The organism is Curtobacterium sp. ISL-83 (assembly GCF_018613895.1).
Lineage (GTDB): Bacteria > Actinomycetota > Actinomycetes > Actinomycetales > Microbacteriaceae > Curtobacterium.
This window is the reverse complement of record NZ_JAGGPH010000007.1, coordinates 131,997-155,249: the sequence shown is the minus strand read 5'-3', so window position 1 is coordinate 155,249 and position 23,253 is coordinate 131,997. Positions and strand designations below refer to the sequence as shown.

At 71.1% G+C, this 23,253-nt stretch carries 23 protein-coding genes; 16 read left to right on the top strand and 7 right to left on the bottom strand.

Annotated features, from left to right (window positions below; all coding sequences use genetic code 11):
- Positions 1-151 precede the first annotated feature (151 nt).
- From rplM to glmM, 3 genes are read left to right on the top strand one after another with little or no spacing between them, the layout of a single operon-like run.
- Positions 152-598: a 50S ribosomal protein L13 gene (gene rplM, locus J7E22_RS05180; RefSeq protein ID WP_214979595.1), complete on the top strand. Its 447-nt coding sequence runs from the start codon at positions 152-154 to the stop codon at positions 596-598.
- A 38-nt stretch (positions 599-636) separates the two neighbouring features.
- The gene (gene rpsI, locus J7E22_RS05175; RefSeq protein ID WP_017885499.1) at positions 637-1,122 is read left to right on the top strand and encodes a 30S ribosomal protein S9; all 486 of its coding nucleotides are present in this window, start codon (positions 637-639) and stop codon (positions 1,120-1,122) included.
- Positions 1,123-1,144: 22 nt separating this feature from the next.
- Positions 1,145-2,521: a phosphoglucosamine mutase gene (gene glmM, locus J7E22_RS05170; RefSeq protein WP_214979594.1), complete on the top strand. Its 1,377-nt coding sequence runs from the start codon at positions 1,145-1,147 to the stop codon at positions 2,519-2,521.
- Positions 2,522-2,644: 123 nt separating this feature from the next.
- Here the strand turns inward: glmM and coaA are convergent, their stop codons facing one another.
- Both coaA and J7E22_RS05160 read right to left on the bottom strand, forming a co-directional pair.
- Positions 2,645-3,589 (bottom strand): type I pantothenate kinase, encoded by a 945-nt coding sequence (gene coaA, locus J7E22_RS05165; protein WP_214979593.1) that lies wholly within the window; start codon positions 3,587-3,589, stop codon positions 2,645-2,647.
- 146 nt (positions 3,590-3,735) lie between these two features.
- Positions 3,736-4,221 carry a glutathione peroxidase gene (locus J7E22_RS05160; protein WP_214979592.1) on the bottom strand — a complete coding sequence of 162 codons (486 nt, stop codon included), beginning with the start codon at positions 4,219-4,221 and terminating at the stop codon, positions 3,736-3,738.
- A 70-nt stretch (positions 4,222-4,291) separates the two neighbouring features.
- Between J7E22_RS05160 and glmS the strand changes: the two genes are divergently transcribed.
- From glmS to tsaE, 5 genes are all read left to right on the top strand, one after another.
- Entirely contained in the window at positions 4,292-6,139 is a 1,848-nt protein-coding gene (glmS, locus tag J7E22_RS05155) for a glutamine--fructose-6-phosphate transaminase (isomerizing) (RefSeq protein WP_214979591.1), read from the top strand.
- A gap of 7 nt (positions 6,140-6,146) precedes the next feature.
- The gene (locus tag J7E22_RS05150) at positions 6,147-6,539 is read left to right on the top strand and encodes a holo-ACP synthase (protein WP_214979589.1); all 393 of its coding nucleotides are present in this window, start codon (positions 6,147-6,149) and stop codon (positions 6,537-6,539) included.
- 67 nt (positions 6,540-6,606) lie between these two features.
- Positions 6,607-7,710, top strand: coding sequence for an alanine racemase (gene alr / locus J7E22_RS05145; protein WP_214979588.1), 1,104 nt, complete (start codon positions 6,607-6,609; stop codon positions 7,708-7,710).
- Positions 7,707-8,870, top strand: a complete 1,164-nt coding sequence (gene alr / locus J7E22_RS05140) for an alanine racemase (RefSeq protein ID WP_214979587.1) — start codon at positions 7,707-7,709, stop codon at positions 8,868-8,870. The genes alr (J7E22_RS05145) and alr (J7E22_RS05140) overlap by 4 nt, the downstream gene beginning before the upstream one ends.
- A 29-nt stretch (positions 8,871-8,899) precedes the next feature.
- Positions 8,900-9,388 (top strand): tRNA (adenosine(37)-N6)-threonylcarbamoyltransferase complex ATPase subunit type 1 TsaE, encoded by a 489-nt coding sequence (tsaE, locus tag J7E22_RS05135; RefSeq protein WP_374193254.1) that lies wholly within the window; start codon positions 8,900-8,902, stop codon positions 9,386-9,388.
- Positions 9,389-9,419: 31 nt separating this feature from the next.
- Here the strand turns inward: tsaE and J7E22_RS05130 are convergent, their stop codons facing one another.
- Complete coding sequence (locus tag J7E22_RS05130) at positions 9,420-9,722, bottom strand: putative quinol monooxygenase (RefSeq protein WP_214979586.1); 303 nt, start codon at positions 9,720-9,722, stop codon at positions 9,420-9,422.
- 67 nt (positions 9,723-9,789) lie between these two features.
- Between J7E22_RS05130 and tsaB the strand changes: the two genes are divergently transcribed.
- From tsaB to J7E22_RS18115, 4 genes are all read left to right on the top strand, one after another.
- Positions 9,790-10,416 (top strand): tRNA (adenosine(37)-N6)-threonylcarbamoyltransferase complex dimerization subunit type 1 TsaB, encoded by a 627-nt coding sequence (gene tsaB / locus J7E22_RS05125; RefSeq protein WP_214979585.1) that lies wholly within the window; start codon positions 9,790-9,792, stop codon positions 10,414-10,416.
- Entirely contained in the window at positions 10,413-10,976 is a 564-nt protein-coding gene (gene rimI / locus J7E22_RS05120) for a ribosomal protein S18-alanine N-acetyltransferase (RefSeq protein ID WP_308159158.1), read from the top strand. Before tsaB ends, rimI begins: the two co-directional genes overlap by 4 nt.
- Positions 10,963-12,018: a tRNA (adenosine(37)-N6)-threonylcarbamoyltransferase complex transferase subunit TsaD gene (gene tsaD, locus J7E22_RS05115; RefSeq protein WP_214979584.1), complete on the top strand. Its 1,056-nt coding sequence runs from the start codon at positions 10,963-10,965 to the stop codon at positions 12,016-12,018. Before rimI ends, tsaD begins: the two co-directional genes overlap by 14 nt.
- A 143-nt stretch (positions 12,019-12,161) precedes the next feature.
- On the top strand, positions 12,162-12,923 hold the full coding sequence (locus tag J7E22_RS18115) for a DUF4190 domain-containing protein (RefSeq protein ID WP_214979582.1): 762 nt from the start codon (positions 12,162-12,164) through the stop codon (positions 12,921-12,923).
- 14 nt (positions 12,924-12,937) lie between these two features.
- Here J7E22_RS18115 and J7E22_RS05105 read toward each other — a convergent pair whose 3' ends face one another.
- Complete coding sequence (locus J7E22_RS05105) at positions 12,938-14,140, bottom strand: class I SAM-dependent methyltransferase (RefSeq protein WP_214979580.1); 1,203 nt, start codon at positions 14,138-14,140, stop codon at positions 12,938-12,940.
- A gap of 160 nt (positions 14,141-14,300) precedes the next feature.
- On the opposite strand from J7E22_RS05105, the gene groES reads away from it, so the two are divergent.
- Both groES and rarD read left to right on the top strand, forming a co-directional pair.
- Complete coding sequence (gene groES / locus J7E22_RS05100) at positions 14,301-14,597, top strand: co-chaperone GroES (RefSeq protein WP_214979578.1); 297 nt, start codon at positions 14,301-14,303, stop codon at positions 14,595-14,597.
- A gap of 157 nt (positions 14,598-14,754) precedes the next feature.
- Complete coding sequence (gene rarD / locus J7E22_RS05095) at positions 14,755-15,735, top strand: EamA family transporter RarD (protein WP_308159157.1); 981 nt, start codon at positions 14,755-14,757, stop codon at positions 15,733-15,735.
- A 324-nt stretch (positions 15,736-16,059) separates the two neighbouring features.
- Here rarD and J7E22_RS05090 read toward each other — a convergent pair whose 3' ends face one another.
- Positions 16,060-17,388, bottom strand: a complete 1,329-nt coding sequence (locus J7E22_RS05090) for an ABC transporter substrate-binding protein (protein ID WP_214979576.1) — start codon at positions 17,386-17,388, stop codon at positions 16,060-16,062.
- Positions 17,389-17,602: 214 nt separating this feature from the next.
- On the opposite strand from J7E22_RS05090, the gene J7E22_RS05085 reads away from it, so the two are divergent.
- The gene (locus J7E22_RS05085; protein ID WP_214979574.1) at positions 17,603-18,403 is read left to right on the top strand and encodes an SDR family oxidoreductase; all 801 of its coding nucleotides are present in this window, start codon (positions 17,603-17,605) and stop codon (positions 18,401-18,403) included.
- 383 nt (positions 18,404-18,786) lie between these two features.
- On the opposite strand, the gene J7E22_RS05080 is transcribed toward J7E22_RS05085, so the two are convergent.
- Entirely contained in the window at positions 18,787-19,668 is an 882-nt protein-coding gene (locus tag J7E22_RS05080; RefSeq protein ID WP_214979572.1) for a hypothetical protein, read from the bottom strand.
- Positions 19,669-20,020: 352 nt separating this feature from the next.
- Entirely contained in the window at positions 20,021-21,523 is a 1,503-nt protein-coding gene (gene guaB / locus J7E22_RS05075) for an IMP dehydrogenase (RefSeq protein ID WP_214979570.1), read from the bottom strand.
- 370 nt (positions 21,524-21,893) lie between these two features.
- Here guaB and J7E22_RS05070 point away from each other — a divergent pair, with 370 nt between their 5' ends.
- Complete coding sequence (locus tag J7E22_RS05070; RefSeq protein WP_374193263.1) at positions 21,894-23,246, top strand: branched-chain amino acid ABC transporter permease; 1,353 nt, start codon at positions 21,894-21,896, stop codon at positions 23,244-23,246.
- Positions 23,247-23,253 lie beyond the last annotated feature (7 nt).

Here is a 23,253-nt window from a genome sequence, read left to right as displayed (position 1 = left end):
TCGGCTAGGCTCTCGTTTTGGTCTGCGCGCCGCGTGCGCCAGACAGTCAGATGAGCCCTCCACCGGGTCGTTCTCGCCGACATCGTCAGCGCGAACTCCCACCGGAGCGGGATTCACGGACTCCTCACCTCGACACGAAAGCAGCACTCCTGTGACTCGCACGTTCTCACCGAAGCCGGCAGACGTCCATCACGAATGGATCGTCATCGACGCGACCGACGTCGTCCTGGGCCGCCTCGCGACCCACGCCGCGGCGCTCCTGCGCGGCAAGCACAAGGCCACCTTCGCCCAGCACATGGACATGGGTGACTACGTCATCATCGTGAACGCGGACAAGGTCGCCCTCACCGGCTCCAAGCTCGCGAAGAAGGTCTACTACCGCCACTCGGGCTACCCGGGCGGCCTCACGGCGACCTCGTACCCGGAGATGCTCGAGAAGCACCCGACCCGCGCCGTCGAGAAGGCGATCCGCGGCATGCTCCCGAAGAACACCCTCGGTCGTGAGCAGCTCAAGAAGCTGAAGGTCTACGCCGGCGCGGAGCACCCGCACTCCGCGCAGCAGCCCAAGGCGTACATCTTCGACCAGGTCGCACAGTAGTTCCGGCCACGACGACTTCAAGGACACGAAAGAAACTCATGGCTCAGATCGCTGACTCCCTCGACCAGACCCCGGAGAGCTTCACCACGGAGAGCGCACCCGCCGCTGCCGAGGCCGCTCCCCGTCAGATCCTCAACGTCTCCGGCGGTGCCGTCGGGCGCCGCAAGGAGGCCATCGCGCGCGTTCGCCTCGTCCCCGGTTCGGGCACGTTCGTCGTGAACGGCCGCACGCTCGAGGACTACTTCCCGAACAAGCTGCACCAGCAGCTGATCAACGACCCGTTCAAGGTGCTCGAGCTCCTCGGCTCGTACGACGTCGTCGCCCGCATCACCGGTGGTGGCCCCTCGGGTCAGGCGGGCGCGCTGCGTCTGGCGATCGCCCGCACCCTGAACGAGATCGACCGCGAGAACAACCGCGCGGCCCTCAAGAAGGCCGGCTTCCTCACCCGTGACGCCCGCGTCATCGAGCGCAAGAAGGCCGGTCTCAAGAAGGCCCGCAAGGCGTCGCAGTTCTCGAAGCGCTGATCGCCTGACCGCAGGGAACACCATGCCGCGTCTGTTCGGTACCGACGGTGTTCGTGGTCTCGCCAACGGCGAGTTGACGGCCGCGCTCGCACTGGGTCTTGCCCAGGCGAGCGCGGCCGTGCTCACGCACGGACACCACGCCGACGCCCGACGGGCGTCCGGTCGACCGCGCCCGCGCGCGGTCCTCGCGCGCGACCCGCGCGTCTCCGGTGAGTTCCTGGGTGCCGCCGTCGCGGCCGGGCTCGCCTCCGCCGGCGTCGACGTGCTCGACGCCGGGGTCATCCCGACCCCCGCGGCCGCGTACCTCGTCGCCGACATCGACGCCGACTTCGGCGTGATGATCTCGGCGTCGCACAACCCCGCGCCCGACAACGGGATCAAGTTCTTCGCCGCTGGCGGGCAGAAGCTCCCCGACGAGGTCGAGGACCGCATCGAAGCGGCCATGCACGACCACTCCGCGCCGACCCCCACCGGCGCCGACGTCGGCCGGATCACCCGGTTCGCCGACGCCGAGGACCGCTACATCGTGCACCTGCTCGGCACGCTGCCGCACCGGCTCGACGGCATCCACGTCGTGCTCGACTGCGCCAACGGAGCCGCCGCCGGGGTCTCACCCGAGGTGTTCGTGAACGCCGGGGCGAAGGTCACGCTGATCGGTGCCGATCCGAACGGCATCAACATCAACGACGGCGTGGGTTCGACCCACATCGACAACCTGTCCCGAGCCGTCCTCGAGCACGGGGCCGACGTCGGCATCGCGCACGACGGGGACGCCGACCGCTGCCTGGCGGTCGACGCCGCGGGCAACGCGATCGACGGTGACCAGATCATGGCGATCCTGGCGCTGTCGTTGCAGGAGCGCGGACGCCTGGTCGACGACACCCTGGTCGCGACGGTCATGTCGAACCTGGGGCTCAAGCGCGCCATGGCTGCGGCTGGCATCACGGTCATCGAAGCCGGGGTGGGCGACCGCTACGTGCTCGAGAAGATGACCGAGGGCGGTTACTCGCTCGGCGGCGAGCAGTCCGGGCACATCATCTTCAACGAGTTCGCCACCACCGGGGACGGCATCCTCACCGGGCTGCACCTGGTGGCGGAGATGGCACGCACCGGCCGGTCGCTGCAGGAGCTCGCGTCGTGCATGACCGTGTTCCCGCAGGTGCTGCTGAACGTCCGCGGGGTCGATCGTCACGGGCTCGCCGACCAGGGCGTGCAGGACGCGATCGCCGCGGCGACCGAGGCCCTCGGTGACAGCGGCCGCGTGCTGCTGCGCCCGTCGGGCACGGAGCCGGTCGTGCGCGTGATGGTCGAGGCGGCCTCGCAGGACGATGCCCAGCGCATCGCCGAGGAGCTCGCGGCCGTCGTGTCGGAGCGCTTGGCGCTCGACGACGCCGCGTAGCGCTCGGCGCCGCGCGCTGACGCTGCCGCCCGGTGGGGGATTGCGCCCCGGCCCTCCGGGGCGCGATGACCGTGCCGGGGCGCGAGCCGCCGCCCCCGCGCGCAGCCACGCCGTGGGCCCCCGTCAGATCTTGCGGAGCAGGACCGACGACACCTTGTGGTCGGCCGCCTTCCGGAGCACGAGGGTGGCCCGGGAGCGCGTCGGCAACACGTTCTCGAGCAGGTTCGGCTCGTTGATCGCACGCCAGACCTCGGTCGCAGTGCGGACCGCGTCCTCGCGGGACAGCGAGGCGAACCGGTGGAAGAACGAGTCCGGGCTCGAGAACGCCTGCTCCTGGAGCGCCAGGAACCGGTCGACGTACCAGGACTCGATGTCGCGGGTCTTGGCGTCGACGTAGATCGTGAAGTCGAACAGGTCGGAGAGGGCCAGGCGTCCGTGCACGGGCGGCGCCAACACGTTCAGGCCCTCGACGATCAGGATGTCCGGCTGTCGCACGACGATCTCCGCGTCCGGGACGATGTCGTAGACGAGGTGCGAGTAGAACGGCGCCCGGACCTCGACTGCGCCGCTCTTCACCTGGCTGACGAAGCGGAGCAGGGACCGGCGGTCGTAGGACTCCGGGAAGCCCTTCCGGTCCATGATCCCGCGGCGCTCGAGCTCGGCGTTCGGGTACAGGAACCCGTCGGTCGTCACGAGCTCGACCCGCGGGGTGTCCGGCCACCGCTTCGTGAGCTCGCGCAGCAGTCGGGCGACCGTCGACTTGCCGACCGCGACGGATCCGGCGACCCCGATCACGAACGGCGTGCGGCCGGCGCGTTCACCGAGGAACCGGCTCGTCTCGGCGTGCAGGTCCCGCGCACCGGCGGCGTACAGCGTGAGCAGCCGCGACAGGGGCAGGTAGACCTCCTGCACCTCCTGCATGTCGAGTCGGTCGCCGAGGCCGCGCAGTTGCACGATCTCCGTCTCGGTGAGGGAGAGGTGCTCCTTCGGGGCGAGCTGCGACCACTCGCCACGCGGGATCTCCACGAAGGGGGTGGGGTGCGCGACGGTGGTCTCCGGGATCGGCATGGCCACGAGCGTAGTCAGGTCGGTCGGGAGGCACGGCCGACGTGAGCAGACCTGCTCACGTGATCCGCGCCTCTCCCCACCGGCACGGCCGGTCCGCCGCTTGCGCGTCGCCCCGGAACCGGCGGCGTGGGCCCAGTCCGGTTCGCTCAGGCGGGCAGGGCCGCCTCGATGGCGGCGACGACCTGCGGGGCGTCGGGCTTCGTGATGGGACGGAAGCGGGTCACCGTGCCGTCCGGGGCGACCAGGAACTTCTCGAAGTTCCACGACACACGACCGGCCTTGCCGTCGCCGTCCGGGGTCTCCTTGAGTGCCTTGTACAGCTCGTGGGCACCCTTGCCGTTGACCTTGACCTTCTCGGACATCGGGAACGTGACGCCCCAGGTCGTGGAGCAGTACTCGTCGATCGCCTCGGACGAACCGAGCTCCTGCAGGAACTGGTTGCTCGGGAACCCGAGGACCGTGAAGCCGCGGGGGCCGTACTCCTTCTGGAGCGCCTCGAGCTGTTCGTACTGGGGCGCGAGACCGCAGCGTGAGGCCACGTTCACGACCAGCACCGCCTTGTCCGAGTACGCGCCGAACGTGGTGTGCTCGCCGTGGAGTGTCGTGATCGCGATGTCGTCGAAGCGTCCCATGGCCCAAACGTTATCCCCAGCCCTGTCGCTTCGCAGGGCGCTCGGTCAGGCAGACCGTAGGATCGAACCCATGTGTGGAATCGTCGGCTACGTCGGAAGCAACAGCAGCCAGGACGTGCTCCTCGGCGGGCTCCGTCGGCTCGAGTACCGCGGCTACGACTCGGCGGGCATCGCCGTCGTCGACCCCGCCGGTGACCTGGTGTCCGCCAAGAAGGCGGGCAAGCTCCAGGCCCTCGTCGACGAGCTCGCCGCCCACCCGATCCCCGACGGCACGACCGGCATCGGCCACACCCGGTGGGCGACCCACGGCGGACCGACCGACGGCAACGCGCACCCGCACCTCGCCGACGACGGCAAGCTGGCGCTCATCCACAACGGCATCATCGAGAACTTCTCCGAGCTCCGGACCGAACTGCAGGCCGAGTGCATCGTGTTCGTGAGCGAGACCGACTCCGAGGTCGCAGCGCACCTGGTGGCCCGTGCCTTCCGCTCGACCGGTGACCTGACGACCGCGATGCAGCAGGCCGTGCAGCGGCTCGAGGGCGCGTTCACGCTCCTCGTCGTGCACGCCGACCAGCCGGGCGTGGTCGTCGGCGCTCGTCGCAACTCCCCGCTCGTCGTGGGTCTGGGCGACGGCGAGAACTTCATGGGCTCGGACGTCGCGGCGTTCGTCGCCTACACGCAGCGGGCGCTGTCCATCGGGCAGGACGAGATCGTCACGATCCGCCCCGACTCGGTCGACGTCATCCACTTCGACGGCACCCCCGCCGAGCCGACCGAGTTCGAGGTGAACTGGGACGCCTCCGCCGCCGACAAGGGCGGCTGGTCCTCGTTCATGGCGAAGGAGATCAGCGAGGAGCCCGAGGCCGTCGCGAAGACGCTGCTCGGCCGCGTGCACGACGGTGCCGTCACACTGACCGACCTCGACCCGATCGCCGAGGGGCTGGCGACCATCGACCGCGTCATCGTCATCGCCTGCGGTACCGCGGCCTACGCCGGCATCCTCGGCAAGTACGCGATCGAGCAGTGGGCACGCGTCCCGGTCGAGGTCGAGCTCGCGCACGAGTTCCGCTACCGCGACCCGGTCCTGAACGAGCGCACGCTCGTCGTCTCGATCAGCCAGTCCGGCGAGACGATGGACACGCTGATGGCCGTCAAGTACGCGCGCGAGCAGGGGGCGCAGGTCCTGTCGATCTGCAACACCCAGGGGGCCACGATCCCCCGCGAGTCCGACGCGGTGATCTACACGCACGCCGGACCCGAGGTCGCCGTGGCGTCGACGAAGGCCTTCATCGCGCAGGGCGTCGCCCTGTACCTGCTCGGGCTGCACCTGGCGACGCTCCGCGGCACGCTGACGGCGGAGCAGATCGCCGAGCAGGTCGCCGAGCTCGAGGGCCTCGCCCCGAAGCTGCAGCAGACGATCGAGGACGCCTCCGGCATCAAGGACCTCGCCCGCTGGATGGCGGACACCCGCAGCGTCCTGTTCCTCGGCCGGCACGTCGGGTACCCGATCGCGCTCGAGGGGGCGTTGAAGCTCAAGGAGCTCGCGTACATCCACGCCGAGGGGTTCGCTGCCGGTGAGCTCAAGCACGGGCCGATCGCGCTCATCGAACCGGGCCAGATCGTCTTCGTGATCGTGCCGTCGCCGCGTGACCCGCGGTCGCTGCACCCGAAGGTCGTGTCGAACATCCAGGAGATCCGCGCACGCGGGGCCCGGGTGATCGCCATCGCCGAAGAAGGCGACGCCGCGGTGCTGCCGTTCGCCGACGAGGTCCTGCGGATCCCGCTCGCGACGCCGCTGTTCGAGCCGCTGCTCGCCGTGGCGCCGCTGCACATGTTCGGCATGGAACTCGCCGCGGCCAAGGGCCTCGACGTCGACCAGCCGCGCAACCTCGCGAAGTCGGTCACCGTCGAGTAGTGCGGCGATGATCATCGGCATCGGGGTGGACGTGGTCGACCTGGAGCGGTTCGAACGGGTCCTGACACGGACCCCGGCGATGCGTGCGCGGCTCTTCACCGAGGCCGAGCAGCAGCGGGACGGGGAACCGCGGCCGACCGCGTCCCTCGCGGCGCGGTTCGCGGCGAAGGAGGCGCTCATCAAGGCCTTCGGGTCGAGCGCCGGGCTGCGCTGGCGAGACCTCGAGGTCGTCGCGGACGACCAGCGGAACCCGTCGCTGACATTGCACCAGGGCGCGCGACACGTCGCTGATGCGCGCGGGGTCACGGCAGTGCACCTGTCGTTGTCGCACGATGGGGGGATCGCGACGGCGTTCGTCGTGATCGAGGGGAACGAACGTTCGGAAGGACACACGGAGTGACCAGCCACTTGCGGGGGCCGCGCCGTTCGGCGCGGCGGAACCAGCGCCTCCAGTCAGGGGGTGCGCGATGAGCGCGTTCACCGGGATCACGGTCGATCGGGAGGCTTTGATCGCCAACTACGCGACGGTCGCCGAGCGCGTGGCGCCGGCCGGCGTCATCGCGGTCGTCAAGGCCAACGCGTACGGCCACGGCGCAGTCGACGCCGCTCGGGCCTTCGTGGACGCCGGTGCGGAGTGGCTCGGCGTCGCTGATCTCGACGAGGCCGTCGCCCTGCGCCAGGCGGGCATCGACGAGGGGGTGCGGATCCTCGCGTGGCTGCACGCTCCCGACGAGGACTTCCGACGTGCCGCGCAGTACGACGTCACGCCGGCGGTGTCGAGCGTCGAGCAGCTCTCGGCCGCGGCGGACTCCGAGGTCCGGGCCGTGCACCTCTGCATCGACACCGGCCTGAGCCGCAACGGCGCCGTGGAGTCGGAGTGGCCGGAGCTCTTCACGACGGCAGCGCGGTTGGCCCGCAGCGGGAACCGGCTGCGCATCGAGGGGCTCATGTCGCACTTGTCGAACGCGTCCCGCGCGGACGACCTCGACCAGGACTCCGCACTCCAGCGGGCGCTCGACGGCCTCCGTGCGGTCGGCATCGTCCCCGACGTCGTGCACCTGGCGGCCAGCGCTGCCAGCATCGCCGTCCCGGAGACCCGGCACGACCTCGCCCGCGTCGGGCTCGCCCTGTACGGTCTCAGCCCGTTCGCCGATCGCACCTCCGCCGACCTCGGTCTCCGGCCGGCGATGCGGCTCACCGCAGCGGTGCTCCGGACGGTGCCGGTCCGTGCCGGCGACGGCGTCAGCTACGGCTACACGTGGCGTGCGACGACCGACACGCGGCTCGCGGTCATCGGCCTCGGGTACGCGGACGGCTTCGACCGCGACTTCGGCAACCGGGTCTCGGTCCGCATCGGAGACCGGCTGTTCCCGGTCGTCGGACGGGTCGCGATGAACGCGATGCACGTCGAGATCGGCGACGCCGACGTGCGGGTCGGCGACGAGGCCGTGCTGTGGGGCGACCCGGAGCACGGCGACCCCGCCGTCGAGGACTGGGCAGCGGCGGTCGGCACCATCAACTACGAGGTCGTCGCGCGCGTCGGCCGCAGCGTGGAACGGAGGACGACGTGAACGCCCCCCTGCGCCGCGCCGAGATCGACCTGGACGCCTACCGCGCCAACCTCGACCTGGTGCGCGGGTGGATGCGCCCGGTCGAGCTCATGGCGATCATGAAGGCCGATGCGTACGGGCACGGCCTCGAGCCGATCGCGCTCGCCGCGGTCGACGCCGGCATCCGCTGGATCGGCGTGCTCACCGTCGCCGCCGCGCTGCGGCTCCGGTCCATCGGTGTGGGCGAGGACGTCCACCTGTTCACCTGGCAGCACGCGCCCGACCTGGACTTCCGCGACGCGATCGACTCCGCGGTCGACCTCGGCGTCTCGAACACGGCGGAGCTGCAGCGCATCATCGACGCCGTCGACCAGCGGCCGGCCCGCGTGCACCTCGGCGTCGACTCCGGGCTCCACCGCGACGGGGCGACCCCGGCGGACTGGCCGGCGCTCGTCGAACTCGCTCGGGACGCCCAGCGCGCCGGCCGCATCGAGGTCGTCGCCGCGTACACGCACCTGGCCGAGTCCTCCGACGACGAGGACAGCGCCGCCGTGGCCGTGTTCGACGCGTGCGTGGAGCAGGCGGAGGACGCGGGACTCGACATCCCGATGGAGCACGTCGCCGCGTCACTGGCTGGGTTGGAGCGCAAGGAGTTCCGCAAGGACATGGTGCGGATGGGCGCCAACCTGTTCGGCATCCCCGGGGCGGACGGTGTCTCCGCTGCCGACCTCGGTCTCGAGCCGGTGATGACGCTGACGGCCTCGGTCGCGAAGACGAAACGTGTGCCGGTCGACACCGGCGTCTCGTACGACTACACGTACCGGACCGCCCGCGAGAGCACCCTCGCCCTCGTGCCCGTCGGGTACGCGGACGGCGTGCCGCGGCTGGCCCAGGGCCGGATCGAGGTGGCGATCGGCGGCAAGCGCTACCCCATCGCAGGGCGCGTCGCGATGGACCAGTTCCTGGTGGACGTCGGCGACGACGACGTGCGCACCGGGGACACCGTCGTGCTCTTCGGCACCGGGGAGCACGACGAGATGACGGTCCTCGAGTGGGGCGACGCGCTCGGCACCATCGGCGAGGAGATCGTCTGCCGCATCGGCGCGCGCGTCCCCCGGGAGTACCGGGGCCACGAGGCCGAGGGACACGTGGCGGAGTACCTGCGCGGGGAGCGGCCGTGACGGAGTCGGGACCCCAGCAAGGCACGGTCGTGCTCGACACCACGGTCGCCACGACCGACGAGATGGGCGCTCTCGGCGCCCGGATCGCCGCGGTCCTCCGGGCGGGCGACCTGGTCGTGCTGACCGGCCCGCTCGGCGCCGGCAAGACGACGCTGACCCGCGGACTCGGCGCGGCGCTCGGCGCCCGGGGACAGGTGTCGAGCCCGACCTTCGTCCTCGCCCGGACGCACCCCACGACGACCGGACCGGACCTGGTGCACGTCGACGCCTACCGGTTGTCCGACCCGGTCGAGCTCGACGACCTCGACCTCGACTGGGACGCTTCGATCGTCGTCGTCGAGTGGGGACGCGGGTTCGTCGACGGCATCTCGGACGACGTGTTGGACGTGGAGATCGTGCGGGCCACCGGAGCGGACGGCGTCGACGATGCCGAGGGTGACCCCGACGACGTCCCGGACGAACCGCGACGCGTGATCGTCACCGCGACCGGGTCCCGCTGGGCCGACGTCAGCATCTGACGGGCGAACGGAAGCCGTCACCCGCGATTCGTCAGTCGTGCAGCGGTGACCCGACGACGTCGAACCGGAACCCGCCGAACTCGCCGGACAGCAGCGGGCGGGCTGCGGCGATCGACTCCTGCACCTCCGCCAGGTCCAGGGACGCCCGGTGCGCGGCGCGGCTGGTCCAGAGCTCCACGACGAAGACCACGTCGGGCTGCTCGTCGTCGACGCCGACCTCGTACGTCAGGCACCCCGCTGCTGCGAGGGTCTCACTCCGTCGCGTGAGGTGTGCCACCAGTTCGTCCCGTCGGCCCGGGACGGTGCCGAGCGTTCCCGCGTTCGCGAAGACCATGCCCCGAGCGTACCGAGGGGCGTCGACGGGCCCCGGGAGGCCGGTCGACTCCGCGTACGATGGACGGGTGCTGCTCGCGATCGACACCTCCGCCGGTACCTCCGTCGCCGTCGTCGACCCGACCACCGGCGCCGCGCTCGCGACCCGCAGCACCGAGGACTCTCGCCGGCACGCCGAGGTGATCGGCCCCTTCCTGGCCGACGTCCTCGCCGAAGCCGGCATCACCGGCGCCGGGGTCACCGGCGTCGTCGCCGGGATGGGCCCGGGTCCGTTCACGGGCCTCCGCGTCGGGATCGCGGCCGCCCGCACCTTCGCCGCGGCACGGTCGGTCCCGTTCCTGCCACTCGTCAGCCACGATGCGGTCGCCGCCGACCACGACGGCGAGGGCCCGGTCGTCGTCGTCACCGACGCCCGTCGTCGCGAGGTCTACTGGAGCGCGTACGACGCCGGCGGCGTCCGCGTGGCCGGCCCCGGACTCGTGCAGCCCGCCGATCTCGACGAGGCGATCCGCGCCTCCCGTCCGGACGCAGTGGGCTGGGACCGCGTGACCGCGCTGTCCATCCCGGCCTGGAGGCTCGGGGCGCTCGCCGCAGGCCGGCTCGCGTCCGGCACGGGGTTCGCCGCGGACACCCCGCTCTACCTGCGGGACCCCGACGTGACGATGCCGGGCGCTCCGAAGCGGGTGGCGCGGTGAGCGGTCTGCCGGACGGGCTGCGCCTGCGGCGCGCCCACCCCCAGGACCTGGACGACATCATGTGGCTCGAGCACGCCTCGTTCCCCACCGACGCCTGGTCCGCCTCGCAGATGGCGGGGGAGCTGTACTCACCGCACGAGTACTACGTCGTGGTGGAGACGACCGCCGAGACCGGTGGGGACGCCCCGACGGTGGTCGGCTACGCGGGGCTCTCGTCCCTCGCGGGCAACCCCGTCGCCGACGTGCAGACCATCGCCGTCGCGGCCGATCAGCGCGGTGCCGGCATCGGCCGGGTGCTGTTCACCGAACTGCTCGACGAAGCACAGCGCCGCGGCGTGCAGGAGGTCTTCCTCGAGGTGCGGGCGGACAACCCGGTGGCGCAGGCCATGTACGCCGCGTTCGGGTTCGAGCAGATCGCCACGCGCCCCCGGTACTACCAGCCGGACGGCGTCGACGCGTGGGTGATGCGAGCCGGCATCCCGGCCGCTTCGCCGGCAGTGCCGGCGACGCCCCAGACGGTCGGCCCGATCGGACAGGAGACGCTCGATGACCGCAGCTGAACCGCTGGTGCTCGGCATCGAGACCAGCTGCGACGAGACCGGCGTCGGGATCGTCCGGGGGACGACCCCGCTCGCGAACGTGATCGCGTCGAGCATGGACGAGCACGCCCGCTACGGCGGTGTCGTGCCGGAGGTCGCCGCGCGGGCACACCTCGAGGCGATGACCCCGACCCTGGAACAGGCGCTCGCGCAGGCCGGGGTGACGCTCGACGAACTCGATGCCGTCGCGGTCACCGCGGGCCCGGGGCTCGCCGGTGCACTCATGGTGGGGGTGGGCGCGGCGAAGGCGCTCGCCGTCGCGACGGGGAAGCCGTTGTACGGGGTCAACCACCTGGTGGGGCACGTCGGCGCGGACGTCCTCCGCGCGGACGGCAGCGCGATCGAGCTGCCGACGGTGGCACTCCTGGTGTCCGGCGGTCACACGTCCCTGCTCCTCGTGCGCGACCTGGTCGGCGACGTCGAGCTCCTCGGCGAGACCATCGACGACGCCGCGGGCGAGGCGTTCGACAAGGTCGCGCGCCTGCTCGGGCTGCCGTACCCGGGCGGCCCGCAGATCGATCGGGCCGCGGCGGACGGTGACCCGAAGGCGATCCGGTTCCCGCGCGGGTTGACCCTGCCGAAGGACATGGCCGCGCACCGGTACGACTTCTCGTTCTCCGGGCTGAAGACCGCGGTCGCCCGCTGGGTGGAGAAGTGCCGCGACGAGGGGCGCGAGGTCCCCGTGGCCGACGTCGCCGCGAGCTTCCGGGAGGCCGTGGTCGACGTGCTCCTGACGAAGGCGCTGAACGCCTGTCGGGACACCGGGGTCGACCGGCTGCTGCTCGGCGGTGGTGTCGTCGCCAACGCCCGGCTCCGTCAGGTCGCCGAGGAGCGCTGCGCGGCCGCCGGGGTCGCGCTGCGGATCCCGCCGTTCGATCTCTGCACCGACAACGGCGCGATGATCGCCGCAGTCGGAGCGCGACTGGTCGCCGAGGGGCACGCTCCGAGCGACCTCGGGATCGCGGCGGACTCGACGCTGCCGGTCACGACCGTCCAGGTCTGAGCGCCGGTACGTCCGGACCGGACCGGACCGTCCACCGCGGGTTCGCCGTGCTCGTCCTGCCCCGGTCGGGGGCCGGTCGGCTGCCGGGGGCGTGTGGGAGGATTCACAGGGCGTCGACGAACCGGCGTCGAGAGGGGTGGACGGTGTCCGATCAGAACCAGTGGCCGAAGCCGGGCGAGACGACGCCGAGCGACGACTCGGCAGGGCAGACGGATCCGCAGGCCAACCGCCCGGCCGACCCGTGGGCGCAGTCCGGACAGGGCTCCGCGGCGCAGGGTGTCTCTGGCGGGTACACCGCGGACCAGCCCGGGCAGCAGCAGCAGAACCAGCCTGGCCAGCAGCAGTACCAGCCTGGCCAGCCGAACCCGTACGCGCAGCAGAACCCGTACGCGCAGCAGGCGCCGGGGCAGCCGACGTACGGACAGCCGGGGCAGCAGTACGGCGCACCCCAGAACCCCTATGGCCAGCAGCAGAACCCGTACGGCCAGCAGAACCCGTACGCGGCGCCGCAGAACCCGTACGGTCAGCAGCCGAACCCGTACGGCCAACAGCAGAACTCGTACGCAGCCGGCCCGTACAGCTCCCTCGGGTACCAGCCCTACGCGCAGCGCCCGAAGACGAACACCCTGGCCATCATGTCGATCGTGTTCGGGCTCGGAGCGGTTCCGCTGTGGTTCATGGCGATCCTCCTGGGACCTGCCGGGGCGATCCTCGGACACATCGCGCTCGGGAAGATCAAGCAGTCGGGCGAAGCCGGACGTGGCCTGGCGCTGACCGGCATCATCGCCGGTTGGATCATGGCCGCCGTCTGGATCCTCTGGATCGTCGCGATCATCGTCTTCTCGTCGCTCGGCTCGACCTCGAGCTACAACTACGGCACGGACTCCGGCGCCTTCATCCTCTGACGGGCACCGGTCGCCTACCCGGCCACGTCCGCGAGCCGCTCGCACAGGATCGCGGTGTGCCGACCCTCCAGGCGGGTGAGCACGAGCGTGACGCGACCCGTCCCGCGCAACCGCAACCGCTTCCGGAACTGTGCCGGGTCCACGTCGACCCCGCGCTTCTTGATCTCGACCGTGCCGATGCCGTCCGCCGCCAGGCGGGCGGCGAGCCGCTTGACGTCGAGCGGCAGGACGTCGAGCACCCGGAACCCCTGCGCGAACGGCGTCGACACCGCCCGGTCGGAGGTGACGTACGCGATCCCGTCGGACAGCATGTGCCCGTCGAGCGAGCGCGCTAGGTCCCCGATCAGCCGCGCCCGGATCACGGCACCGTCGGGCTCGTAGAGGTGGGTTCCGAGCGGCCCGACGGCCTCGTCGGGGGAGTCCTCGGGTCCGGTGAGCTCGGCGATCCCGTGCGACCCGATGACGGTCGCGGCCCGTCGGATGCCCGGACGCGCGAGGGGGCCGAACCACAGGGCGAGCTCGACGACCTCGCGGTCGACGGAGGTCCACTGTGCCTCGGCGGTGTCGGGGATGAGGTCGCGGTCGATCCCGGGGCCGAGCTTCACGCCGGTGGGGACCGTCGTCGCGGTGGCGAACACGGTGTCGAGCGAGGGGGACCAGTCGTCCGGGTCCGCCAGCCGCCGGGTGTCCGAGTGCCCTGAGGTCCGTCGCGCGGGGTCCATCCACACCCCGTCGACACGCCCGACGTCGAACGAAGCGGCGTCACCGAGCTCCACGCGTGCTCGCGGCCACGGCGCGAGGTTGTGCGTGGCGACCGCCGCGGTCACCTCGTCGCGGTCGACGGCGGTGACGTCGAGGTCGAGCGCCGCCATCGCCATCGCGTCGCCGCCGATCCCGCAGCCGAGGTCGGCGACCCGGGTGAGTCCGGCGGCGGCGAAGCGCCCGGCGTGCTGCGCGGCGACCTGCAGCCGGGTTGCCTGCTCGAGGCCGGCCTCGGTGAAGAGCATCCGGGCCGCGAACGGGCCGAACTTGCCGGTGCCCTTCAGTCGCAGCCGCGCCTGGGTGAGCACGGCGGCGACCAGGCGGGGATCGTGGCCTTCGGATCGCAGGCGTGAGACGACCCGGACGATCTCCCCGCCGTCCGAGACGCCCGGCGTGCGGTCGAGCAGCGCCATCCCGTCGGGGGTCAGCAGCTGGGCGAGTTCGTCGGCGTCCATGCCCCGATCCTCCCAGGTGACGGCCCGACCTCGGGAAGCGCTGGCACTCGGATTGACCGAGTGCCAGCAGCCCCCTAGAGTTGGCGTTGGCACTCTCCTGCGCGAAGTGCCAACCCGGTTTCATCTGTACCGAGTCCGTACCGAGAAAGAAGAGGTCACCGTGGCCGTCAGCATCAAGCCGCTCGAGGATCGCATCGTCATCCGCCAGGTCGAGGCGGAGCAGACCACCGCTTCCGGTCTGGTCATCCCGGACACCGCGAAGGAGAAGCCCCAGGAGGGCGAGGTCGTCGCCGTCGGACCGGGTCGCATCGACGACAACGGCAACCGCGTGCCGCTCGACATCGCCGTGGGTGACAAGGTCATCTACTCCAAGTACGGCGGCACCGAGGTCAAGTACTCCGGCGAGGACCTGCTGGTCCTCTCGGCCCGCGACGTCCTCGCGGTCATCGAGCGCTGAGACCCAGCTCGCAGCACGGACGCCCCGTCCGGCCTCACGGCCGACGGGGCGTTCTCGCGTTCGGGGGGCGCTCCCCGCGTCTCCGCGGTGACGTCCGCACCCTCCGGGAGGCGCGCTGCGGCCCCGGTCCGTCAGCGCGGGTTCCTAGGATGGTTCCGTGAGCGAACCGACCCCGGCGGGACCGACCCCAGCGCGATCGACACCGGCGCGCAGCGAGGCATCGGTCGGCGTCGTCCAGGCGATCGTCGCGTACGGGCTCTGGGGCCTCATGCCGCTGCTCTTCGCGGCGATGGCCCCCGCCGGCGCGTTCGAGATCGTCTCCTGGCGCATCGTCTTCGGCCTGGTGTTCTGCGCCGTCGCCATCGCGCTGACCCGGTCGTGGCGGCGGACGCGCACGCTGATGGCGCAGCGTCGGGTCATGGCCGTGATGGCGCTCGCCGCCGTGCTCATCGTCGTCAACTGGACCGTGTACGTCCTCGCGACCACCACGGGGCACACGGTCGAGGCAGCGCTCGGGTACTTCATCAACCCGCTCGTGACGATCGCGCTCGGCGTGGTGGTCCTCCGCGAGCGGCTCCGGCCGTTGCAGTGGACGGCCGTCGGGATCAGCGCCGTGGCCGTCATCGTGATCTCGGTCGGGTACGGCCAGGTGCCGTGGATCTCGCTGGTGCTCGCGTTCTCGTTCGGCATGTACGGGCTCGTCAAGAAGCGCGTCGGTGGGACGGTCGACGCGCTCAGCGGGCTGACGATCGAGACCGTGTGGTTGCTGCCGCTCGCGATCGTCACGCTGGTGGTGCTCGGCGTGACGGGGCTCGGCGGCGGGGTGACGTTCCTCGGCGACGGGTGGGTGCACGCCCTCGTGACCGTGCTGACCGGGCCGGCGACGGCGGTGCCGCTGCTGCTCTTCGCGTCGTCGGCTCGTCGACTGAGCCTGTCGACGCTCGGGCTGACGCAGTACCTCACGCCGATCATGCAGTTGGTCGTCGGGGTGCTGCTGCAGCACGAGGCGATGTCGGCATCGCGCTGGGTCGGCTTCGGGATCGTGTGGGTGGCGCTCGTCATCCTGACGGTGGACAGTTTCGCGGCGAACCGGACGTCACGCCGGACCGCCGCGGTCGGCGCGCCCGACGCGGCCTGAGCCGCGCTCGACGCGGTCGGGCTGGCCCTGAGCGGCGCTCGACGTAGTCGGGCCGGGCCTGAGCGGCGCCAGACGCGGTCGGTGCCGACCGGAGCTCGCGGTGCGGCCCAGCACCCGCGGTGCCTGCCGACCGGGACCCGCGCTGCCGAACCGTGTCCGCCCTGCTGACCCGTTCCCGCCCTGCCGGACCGTGCCGCGCCTCCCGTCCGGATCGTGTCGCAACCCGCCCGGCGAACTCACGCCGCGCCTCCCGTCCGGGTGCCGCCGACACGCACGAACGCGACAGGCCCGTGTGGGACCTGCCGCGTTCGCGATGGGGTGTGGCTACTTCGCGGATCCCTGGATCGCGCTCTTGTAGACCGGCTTGTTGTCCCCGTCGAACTTGTAGATGCCGATGTAGGCGCTCGAGGGGTCGTTCTTCTTGTTGAACGGACCGATGCCGGACGGACCCGTGTAGTGGATGTCCTTCCCGCTGGTCAGCAGGGCGGCACAGGCCTTGAAGGTGGCGCACGCGGTGCCACCGTCAGCACCGGACACGGCCGCCATGTTCTTCTGGATGGTGCCCGAATCGGTGCCCTTGCCCTTCACGGCAGCGAGGGCGGCGAGTGTCGTCGCGTCGTAGGACTCCGCGGCGTACGAGTAGTCGGCGAGGTCCTTGCCGGACGACTTCTTGTAGAACGCGGCGAGACGCTGCTTCAGGTCACCCTTCGGCGAGGCGCCCGGGATGGTGCCCTGGGCATCGGCGAGCGTGCCCTTGTCGAAGTCCTTCGAGTAGTCCGCCGTGTTGCCGTCGGACATGTAGATCGACTTCATGTCGGCGTTCTGCGACTTCAGCTCGGGGATGATCGACTTCGTCTCGTCGAAGGCGAGGACCACGATCGCGTCGGGCTTCGTGGCGAGTGCCGCGGTCACCTCGGACGAGAACGTCGTCTGCCCGGGCGGGAACTCCTGCCCCTTGCCCTTGGCGCCGTAGACGACCTGGCCGCCGGAGGCTTCGATGGCCGTCTGCACGCTGTTGCGGAGGCCCGTTCCGTACGTGTCGTTGAACACCAGGAACGCGACCTTCGCGTGGCCGTCACCCGTGATGAGCTGGCCCAGCGCCGAACCCTGCACCGAGTCCGGCGGAGCGGTCCGGTAGTAGTACGACGAGTACCCGGACAGGTCCGTCGCCGTGTTGGCGGGGGAGATCTCGACGATGCAGTTGCTCGTCAGCTGGTCGATGACGTTCAGCGTGACGGAGGACGACTCGGCACCGATCACGACCGGCACCTTGGCGTTCACGAGCTTGGTCGCCGCCGAGCTCGACACCGTCATGTCGTTGCTGTCGCCGGAGTCCGTCGCGGGGGAGATGGCGACGTTCTTGCCGAGGACGCCCCCGGCGGAGTTGATGTCCTCGACGGCCAGGCCGACGCCCGCCTCGGCGGGCGGGTTCAGGTACGCGAGGGAGCCCGTGAGCGGCAGGATCGTGCCGATCTTGAGCGCGTCGGTGCTGGGGGTGGCCGGGGCCTTGCAGCTCGCGGCCGGGTCCTTCTTCGGGCCGCCGGAAGCGGAGGCGGTCGGGTCGGCGCTGGTCGTGGTGGAACACGCGGCGAGCAGGAGCGCTGCCGCTCCCGCCAACGCCAGTGCCGTGGTGGCACGGGTGGTTCTGGTCATCCGTGGAGCCCTTTCTCTGCGCGGAGCCGGGGCTCCGCTGGGGATGTGAGAGAACGTAGGGTCCCGGTGTTTCCGCCGCGTGACGGGGTGGTACGCACAGTGTTTCGTTACGCAGCCGTGACGGTTGGTGCGGTGTTCGGCCTCGCGTCTCGCGTCTCGCGTCCGGCGGATGGTCCGGTGAGCCGCCCGGGAGGCGCGGCGTACGGTCCGCCGCATGAGCGACTTCCAGCCCACCACAGCCATCATCACCGGGTCCGAGTCCGGCATCGGGCGTGCCACCGCGGTGGCCCTCGCCACCGCCGGGATGGACATCGGGATCACCTACCGTTCCGAGCCGGACCGCGCCGAGGAGACCGCCGCCGAGGTCCGGGCGCTCGGCCGCAAGGCGTTCGTCGAACAGATCGACGTCGCCGACCTCGAGCACGCCGGAGCGGTCATCGACCGGCTCGCCGACCAGCTCGGTGGCGTCGACGTCTTCGTCGCCGACGCCGGCACCGGGGACAACACGCCGCTCCTCGAGATGACGATCGAGCAGTGGCGGCACACCGTCGCGACGGACCTCGACGGGGCGTTCGTCACGATCCAGGCCGCAGCGAAGCGCATGGTCGCGGCGGGCAACGGTGGCCGGATCATCGGGATCACGAGTGTGCACGAGCACCAGCCGCGCTACGGGTCGAGCGCGTACGACGCCGCGAAGCACGGGCTCGGAGGGCTCCTGAAGACCGTCGCCATCGAGCTCGCCCAGTACGGGATCACCGCGAACGCCGTCGCACCGGGGGAGATCGCCACCCGGATGACCGGCGCCGAGGACGAGGACCCGCAGACCATCGACCGTCCGGGTGTCCCGCTGGGGCGTCCGGGCAACGCGTGGGAGATCGCGGCCGCGGTGGCGTTCCTGGCCTCACGCGGGTCGTCGTACATCACGGGGGTGTCGTTGCCCGTCGACGGCGGCATGCTGCAGATGGGCCCGCACGGCGGCAGCCACATCACCTCGAACGACTGGCGTTCCGCGTAGGTCCCCGCGCGCGAGGCGGCTCGTTCCGGCCGAGACACCCCGTTCCGGCCGAGACGCCGCCGTCTCGCCGAGACGACGCCAACCTGCCGAGACGCCTCTCTTCCGTCGAGACGCCGCGGCATCTCGCGGCGTCTCGCCCACGTTCGGGCGTCCCGCACAGACGGGGGCGTCTCGACACGGCGCAGGCGTTCCGCGGCGACAACGCCAACCTGCCGAGACGCCGCTTTTCCGTCGAGACGCCGCGGCATCTCGCGGCGTCTTGCCCACGTTCGGGCGTCCCGCACAGACGGGGGCGTCTCGACACGACGCGGGCGTTCCGCGGCGACGGGGGCGTTCCGCGACGGCTGACGCCCCGATGAACCCTGGGCGAGCGCCGCGTGCGGTCACGAAGCGAGATGTGTCCACCCCCGCGCGAGCGGAACCCCCGCCCTGATCAGGATCCGCCCGAGGCGCACGGGATCCTCCGCCTCCGACATGCCCCACCGGGCAACGCTCCGGACGCCGGGTGCACGTCGAAGCGCGTCCTCCCGCCGTTTCTCGGCCCACAGTGCCTCCGGGTCGTCGTACTTCACCCGACCGTCGAACTCACCGATGACCCCGGCATCGGGCCACCAGAAGTCGACGCGGAACCGGCCGACCTCCGTGACGAACTCCTGCTGGAGGACGGGAGCCGGAGCCCCGAGCCGATCCGCGGTGAGCCTGCTGAGCGATTCACCCGGAGACTCGGCCGCCGGGTCCGCGAACTCGAGCGCCCGCGTCGCACGCCGGGAACCCCGGCCACCGCGACGAACCGCGGAGGCCTGCACGAGCGCCTCCCGCGTGACACCACCCTTCCGGAGCGCGTGGTCGAGCACGATGACCGAGTGCTCCAACGGCATCGTGTGGAGGAGGTCGAGGAGGGTCCGCTCGAGCGTGGTCGTCCGGATGCCGTCGAGCACCACCGTCTCGTGCCCGGAGAGCGCGCCGACGTGCCGGACCACGCCGGAGCCGCTGTGGGTCTTCGTCGCGGCGGTGTCGATCACGTGGAGCCGCCAGTCGACACGGTCGTGCTCGGGCAGACCCCAGAGTGCCGCAGCGGACCGGTGCGAGACGACCGCGTCTCGCTGCAGTCGTGCTGCCCTCGCTCGCACGACGAGGCGCCGTCGCCCGATTGGGTCGAGTCCGTCCCAGTCCCGGCGTTCGACCCCGACTCCGTGGAACAACCGGACGGGATCGTCCAGCTCGAGTGGCGGTGCGGTGATGACGGTCTGTGGGGTGCGCTCCATGGATCGACGATTGCGCGACCCAGGTTCGGAGGGAGGCGTCGTGGCGGAGGTGTGGAGAGCCTCCCGGCCCTCAGCGCCTGTGAGGGAACGCCCCCGTCCTGGCGAGACGCGGCCGTCGGCGCGAGACGCCCGCGTCTCCGTGACGCGAGACGGCTCTCGGGTCGGCGCGAGACGCCCACTGATGCGCGAAACGCCCCCGAACGCTCGAGACGCCGCCGGAAAGGGCGGCGTCTCGACGGATCAGGGGGGTCTCGATGATTGGGCGGCGTCTCAGCCGTGCGGGGGGCGTCTGGCGAGCCCCCGCGGACCCGAGCCCCCGCAGGCCCGAACCCCGCGAGCCCGGCCAGCCTCTTCAGCTGCGGTAGTTCGGCGCCTCGACGACCATCTGCACGTCGTGCGGGTGCGACTCCTTCAGACCGGCCGCCGTGATCCGCACGAACTTGCCGCGCGCCTTGAGCTCCGGCACGGTGCGTCCGCCGACGTAGAACATCGACTGTCGCAGCCCACCGACGAGCTGGTAGACGACGTTCGACACCGAGCCGCGGTACGGGACCTGCCCCTCGATGCCCTCGGGGATGAGCTTGTCGTCGGACGGGACGTCGGCCTGGAAGTACCGGTCCTTCGAGTACGAGGTCTTCTTGCCACGGGTCTGCAGCGCACCGAGCGAACCCATCCCGCGGTAGGCCTTGTACTGCTTGCCGTTCTGGAACACCATGTCGCCCGGGGACTCGTCCGTCCCGGCCAGGAGCGATCCGAGCATGACGGTGTCCGCCCCGGCCACCAGGGCCTTCGCGATGTCACCCGAGTACTGCAGACCACCGTCGGCGATGACCGGCACGCCGGCTTCCCGCGCGGCGAGGGACGCTTCGTACACGGCGGTCACCTGGGGCACGCCGACACCGGCGACCACGCGGGTGGTGCAGATCGAGCCGGGGCCGACGCCGACCTTGACCGCGTCCACGCCGGCGTCGATGAGCGCCTGCGCACCGGCCCGCGTCGCGACGTTCCCGCCGATGACGTCGACGCCGTCGAACGAGCGGTCCGCCTTGATGCGCCGGACCATGTCGAGCACCCCGGCGCTCTCGCCGTTGGCGGTGTCGACGACGAGCACGTCCACGCCGGCATCGCGCAGGGCGACGGCACGCTGCCAGGCGTCGCCGAAGAACCCGATCGCGGCACCGACCCGCAGCCGGCCCGCTTCGTCCTTGGTGGCGTCCGGGTACTGCTCGCTCTTGTCGAAGTCCTTGACGGTGATGAGGCCCTTGAGCCGCCCGTCCGCATCGACGAGCGGGAGCTTCTCGATCTTGTGCTGCGCGAAGATCGCGATCGCTTCTTCGGGGTCGATGCCGACCGGAGCGGTGATGAGCGGCGCCTTCGTCATGACGTCCCGGACCAGGGTCGTCTGGTGCTCGAACTGTGCGACGAACCGCATGTCACGGTTGGTGATGATCCCGACGAGCGTGCCGTCGGACTCGATCACGGGGAGTCCGGAGACGCGGAACTGACCGCACAGGGCGTCGACCTCGGCCACGGTGGCGTCGGGGGTGGTGGTCACCGGGTTGGTGATCATGCCCGACTCGGAGCGCTTGACCTTGTCCACGGCAGCGGCCTGGTCGGCGATGGACATGTTGCGGTGCAGGATGCCGATGCCGCCCTGGCGCGCCATGGCGATGGCCATGCGGGCCTCGGTCACGGTGTCCATGGCGGCGGAGAGCAGCGGGACGTTCACCGCGATCCGCTTGGTGAGCCGGGACGTCGTGGACGCCTCGCTCGGGATGACGTCGGTGTGCCCGGGCAGGAGCATGACGTCGTCGTACGTGAGTCCGATGAATCCGAACGGATCCGGCTGGTCCATGGCTCCCCTTCGTGGGCGAGGTGCAGTTGTCGAGACACCGGGAACGCGGCGGCGGGTTCCGGATAGGACATGGTAACGCCCGCGGCTCGCGCGCCATTCCGGCGCAGTGGCCCCTGTGGACAGTCGAGCCACCTGTGGACGAACGGGAGGCGCGGCGCGGCCCCGCCACGCACCATTCCTCCACAACGTCACAGTTCCGGCACGAATCACGCAGGGAACCCGATGGAAACACGGGTGTCACACAACCCCCCTAGCGTCACTCGACATCCGAACGAGAGGCTCCACCGTGGGATCCAACACTCCTCCGGGGCAGACGTCGACCCGTCTGTTCCGCCTCCGCCCGGGGCGCTGGCGACCGGTCCTGATGGCCGTGCTCGTCGCTGCGTTCCTGGCGACCTTCCTGATCGACTGGGCTGCCACCGTGCCGGCCATCGGCGCCACCGCGACACCGAGTGCCAGCAGCAGCGCGAGCACCGGCACGGGGTCGGCTCCGGCGAGCACGCAACCCTGCACGGTCAGCCCGACGAACGGCTGCATCCAGGGCACGATCACCGATTCGACGCGGAAGCCCGCCGTCGGGGTCGCTGTCGTCGTCGCCGGCCCGGCCGGCTTCCAGCAGACCGCGACCACCTCGCCCACCGGCCGGTGGTCCGTTCGGGTGGACACCGCGGGCACCTACACCGTGAGCGTCGACCAGAGCTCGCTGCCGAAGGGGCAGTACCTGACGAACGCGGCCGACGCGAAGCGCACCGTGCAGGCGACGCTGAACGCCAACGTCGGGCAGATCTTCCAGCTCTCCGACCAGAAGGGTGCGACGACCACCGACGCGTCCACGGGCGTCACCGCAGCGCGGGCCTGGCAGCAGTTCGCGTCGGGCATCCGACTCGGTCTGCTCATCGCCCTGGCGTCGGTCGGCCTGTCCCTGATCTACGGCACCACGGGGCTGTCGAGCTTCTCCCACGGCGAGCAGGTCACCCTCGGCGGACTCCTCGCCTACCTGTTCGCGAACCAGCTCGGGTGGAACATCTGGCTGACGGGCATCGTCGTCACGCTGCTCTGCGCGTTGACCGGGTACCTGCAGGACGCCGTGATCTGGCGCCCGTTGCGTCGGCGGCGGATCAGCCTGACGCAGCTGATGATCGTCACGATCGGTCTGTCCATCGCGGCCCAGTACGCGTTCCAGTACGTCTTCGGGGCCTCGACGGTCCGGATCCAGCAGGGCAACCCGGAGACGATCGCGTTCGCGGGCATCACGCTGACGGTGCAGTCCTACGTGGCCATGGCGATCGCGCTCATCGTGCTCGTCGGCACCGGCCTGTTCCTGGCGAAGACCCGCTTCGGTCGGGCCACCCGGGCGGTCTCGGACAACCCGGCGCTCGCCAGCGCCTCCGGCATCGACGTCGACCGTGTGATCCGGTTCGTGTGGACGCTCGCCGCGGGACTCGCCGGGCTCTCGGGCGTGATGCTCGGGCTCGTGCTGAACGGCGTGAACTGGCAGACCGGCCTGCAGCTGCTCCTGCTCATGTTCGCGTCGGTCACCCTCGGCGGTCTCGGGACGGCCTACGGCGCCCTCGTCGGGTCGATGATCATCGGCATCGTCGTCGAGCTCACGAACCTGGTGCTGCCGGGTGACTTCAAGTACGCCACGGCCCTCGTGATCCTCATCCTCATCCTGCTGTTCCGGCCGCAGGGCATCTTCGGCCGCGCCGAGCGCATCGGTTAAGGGAGCG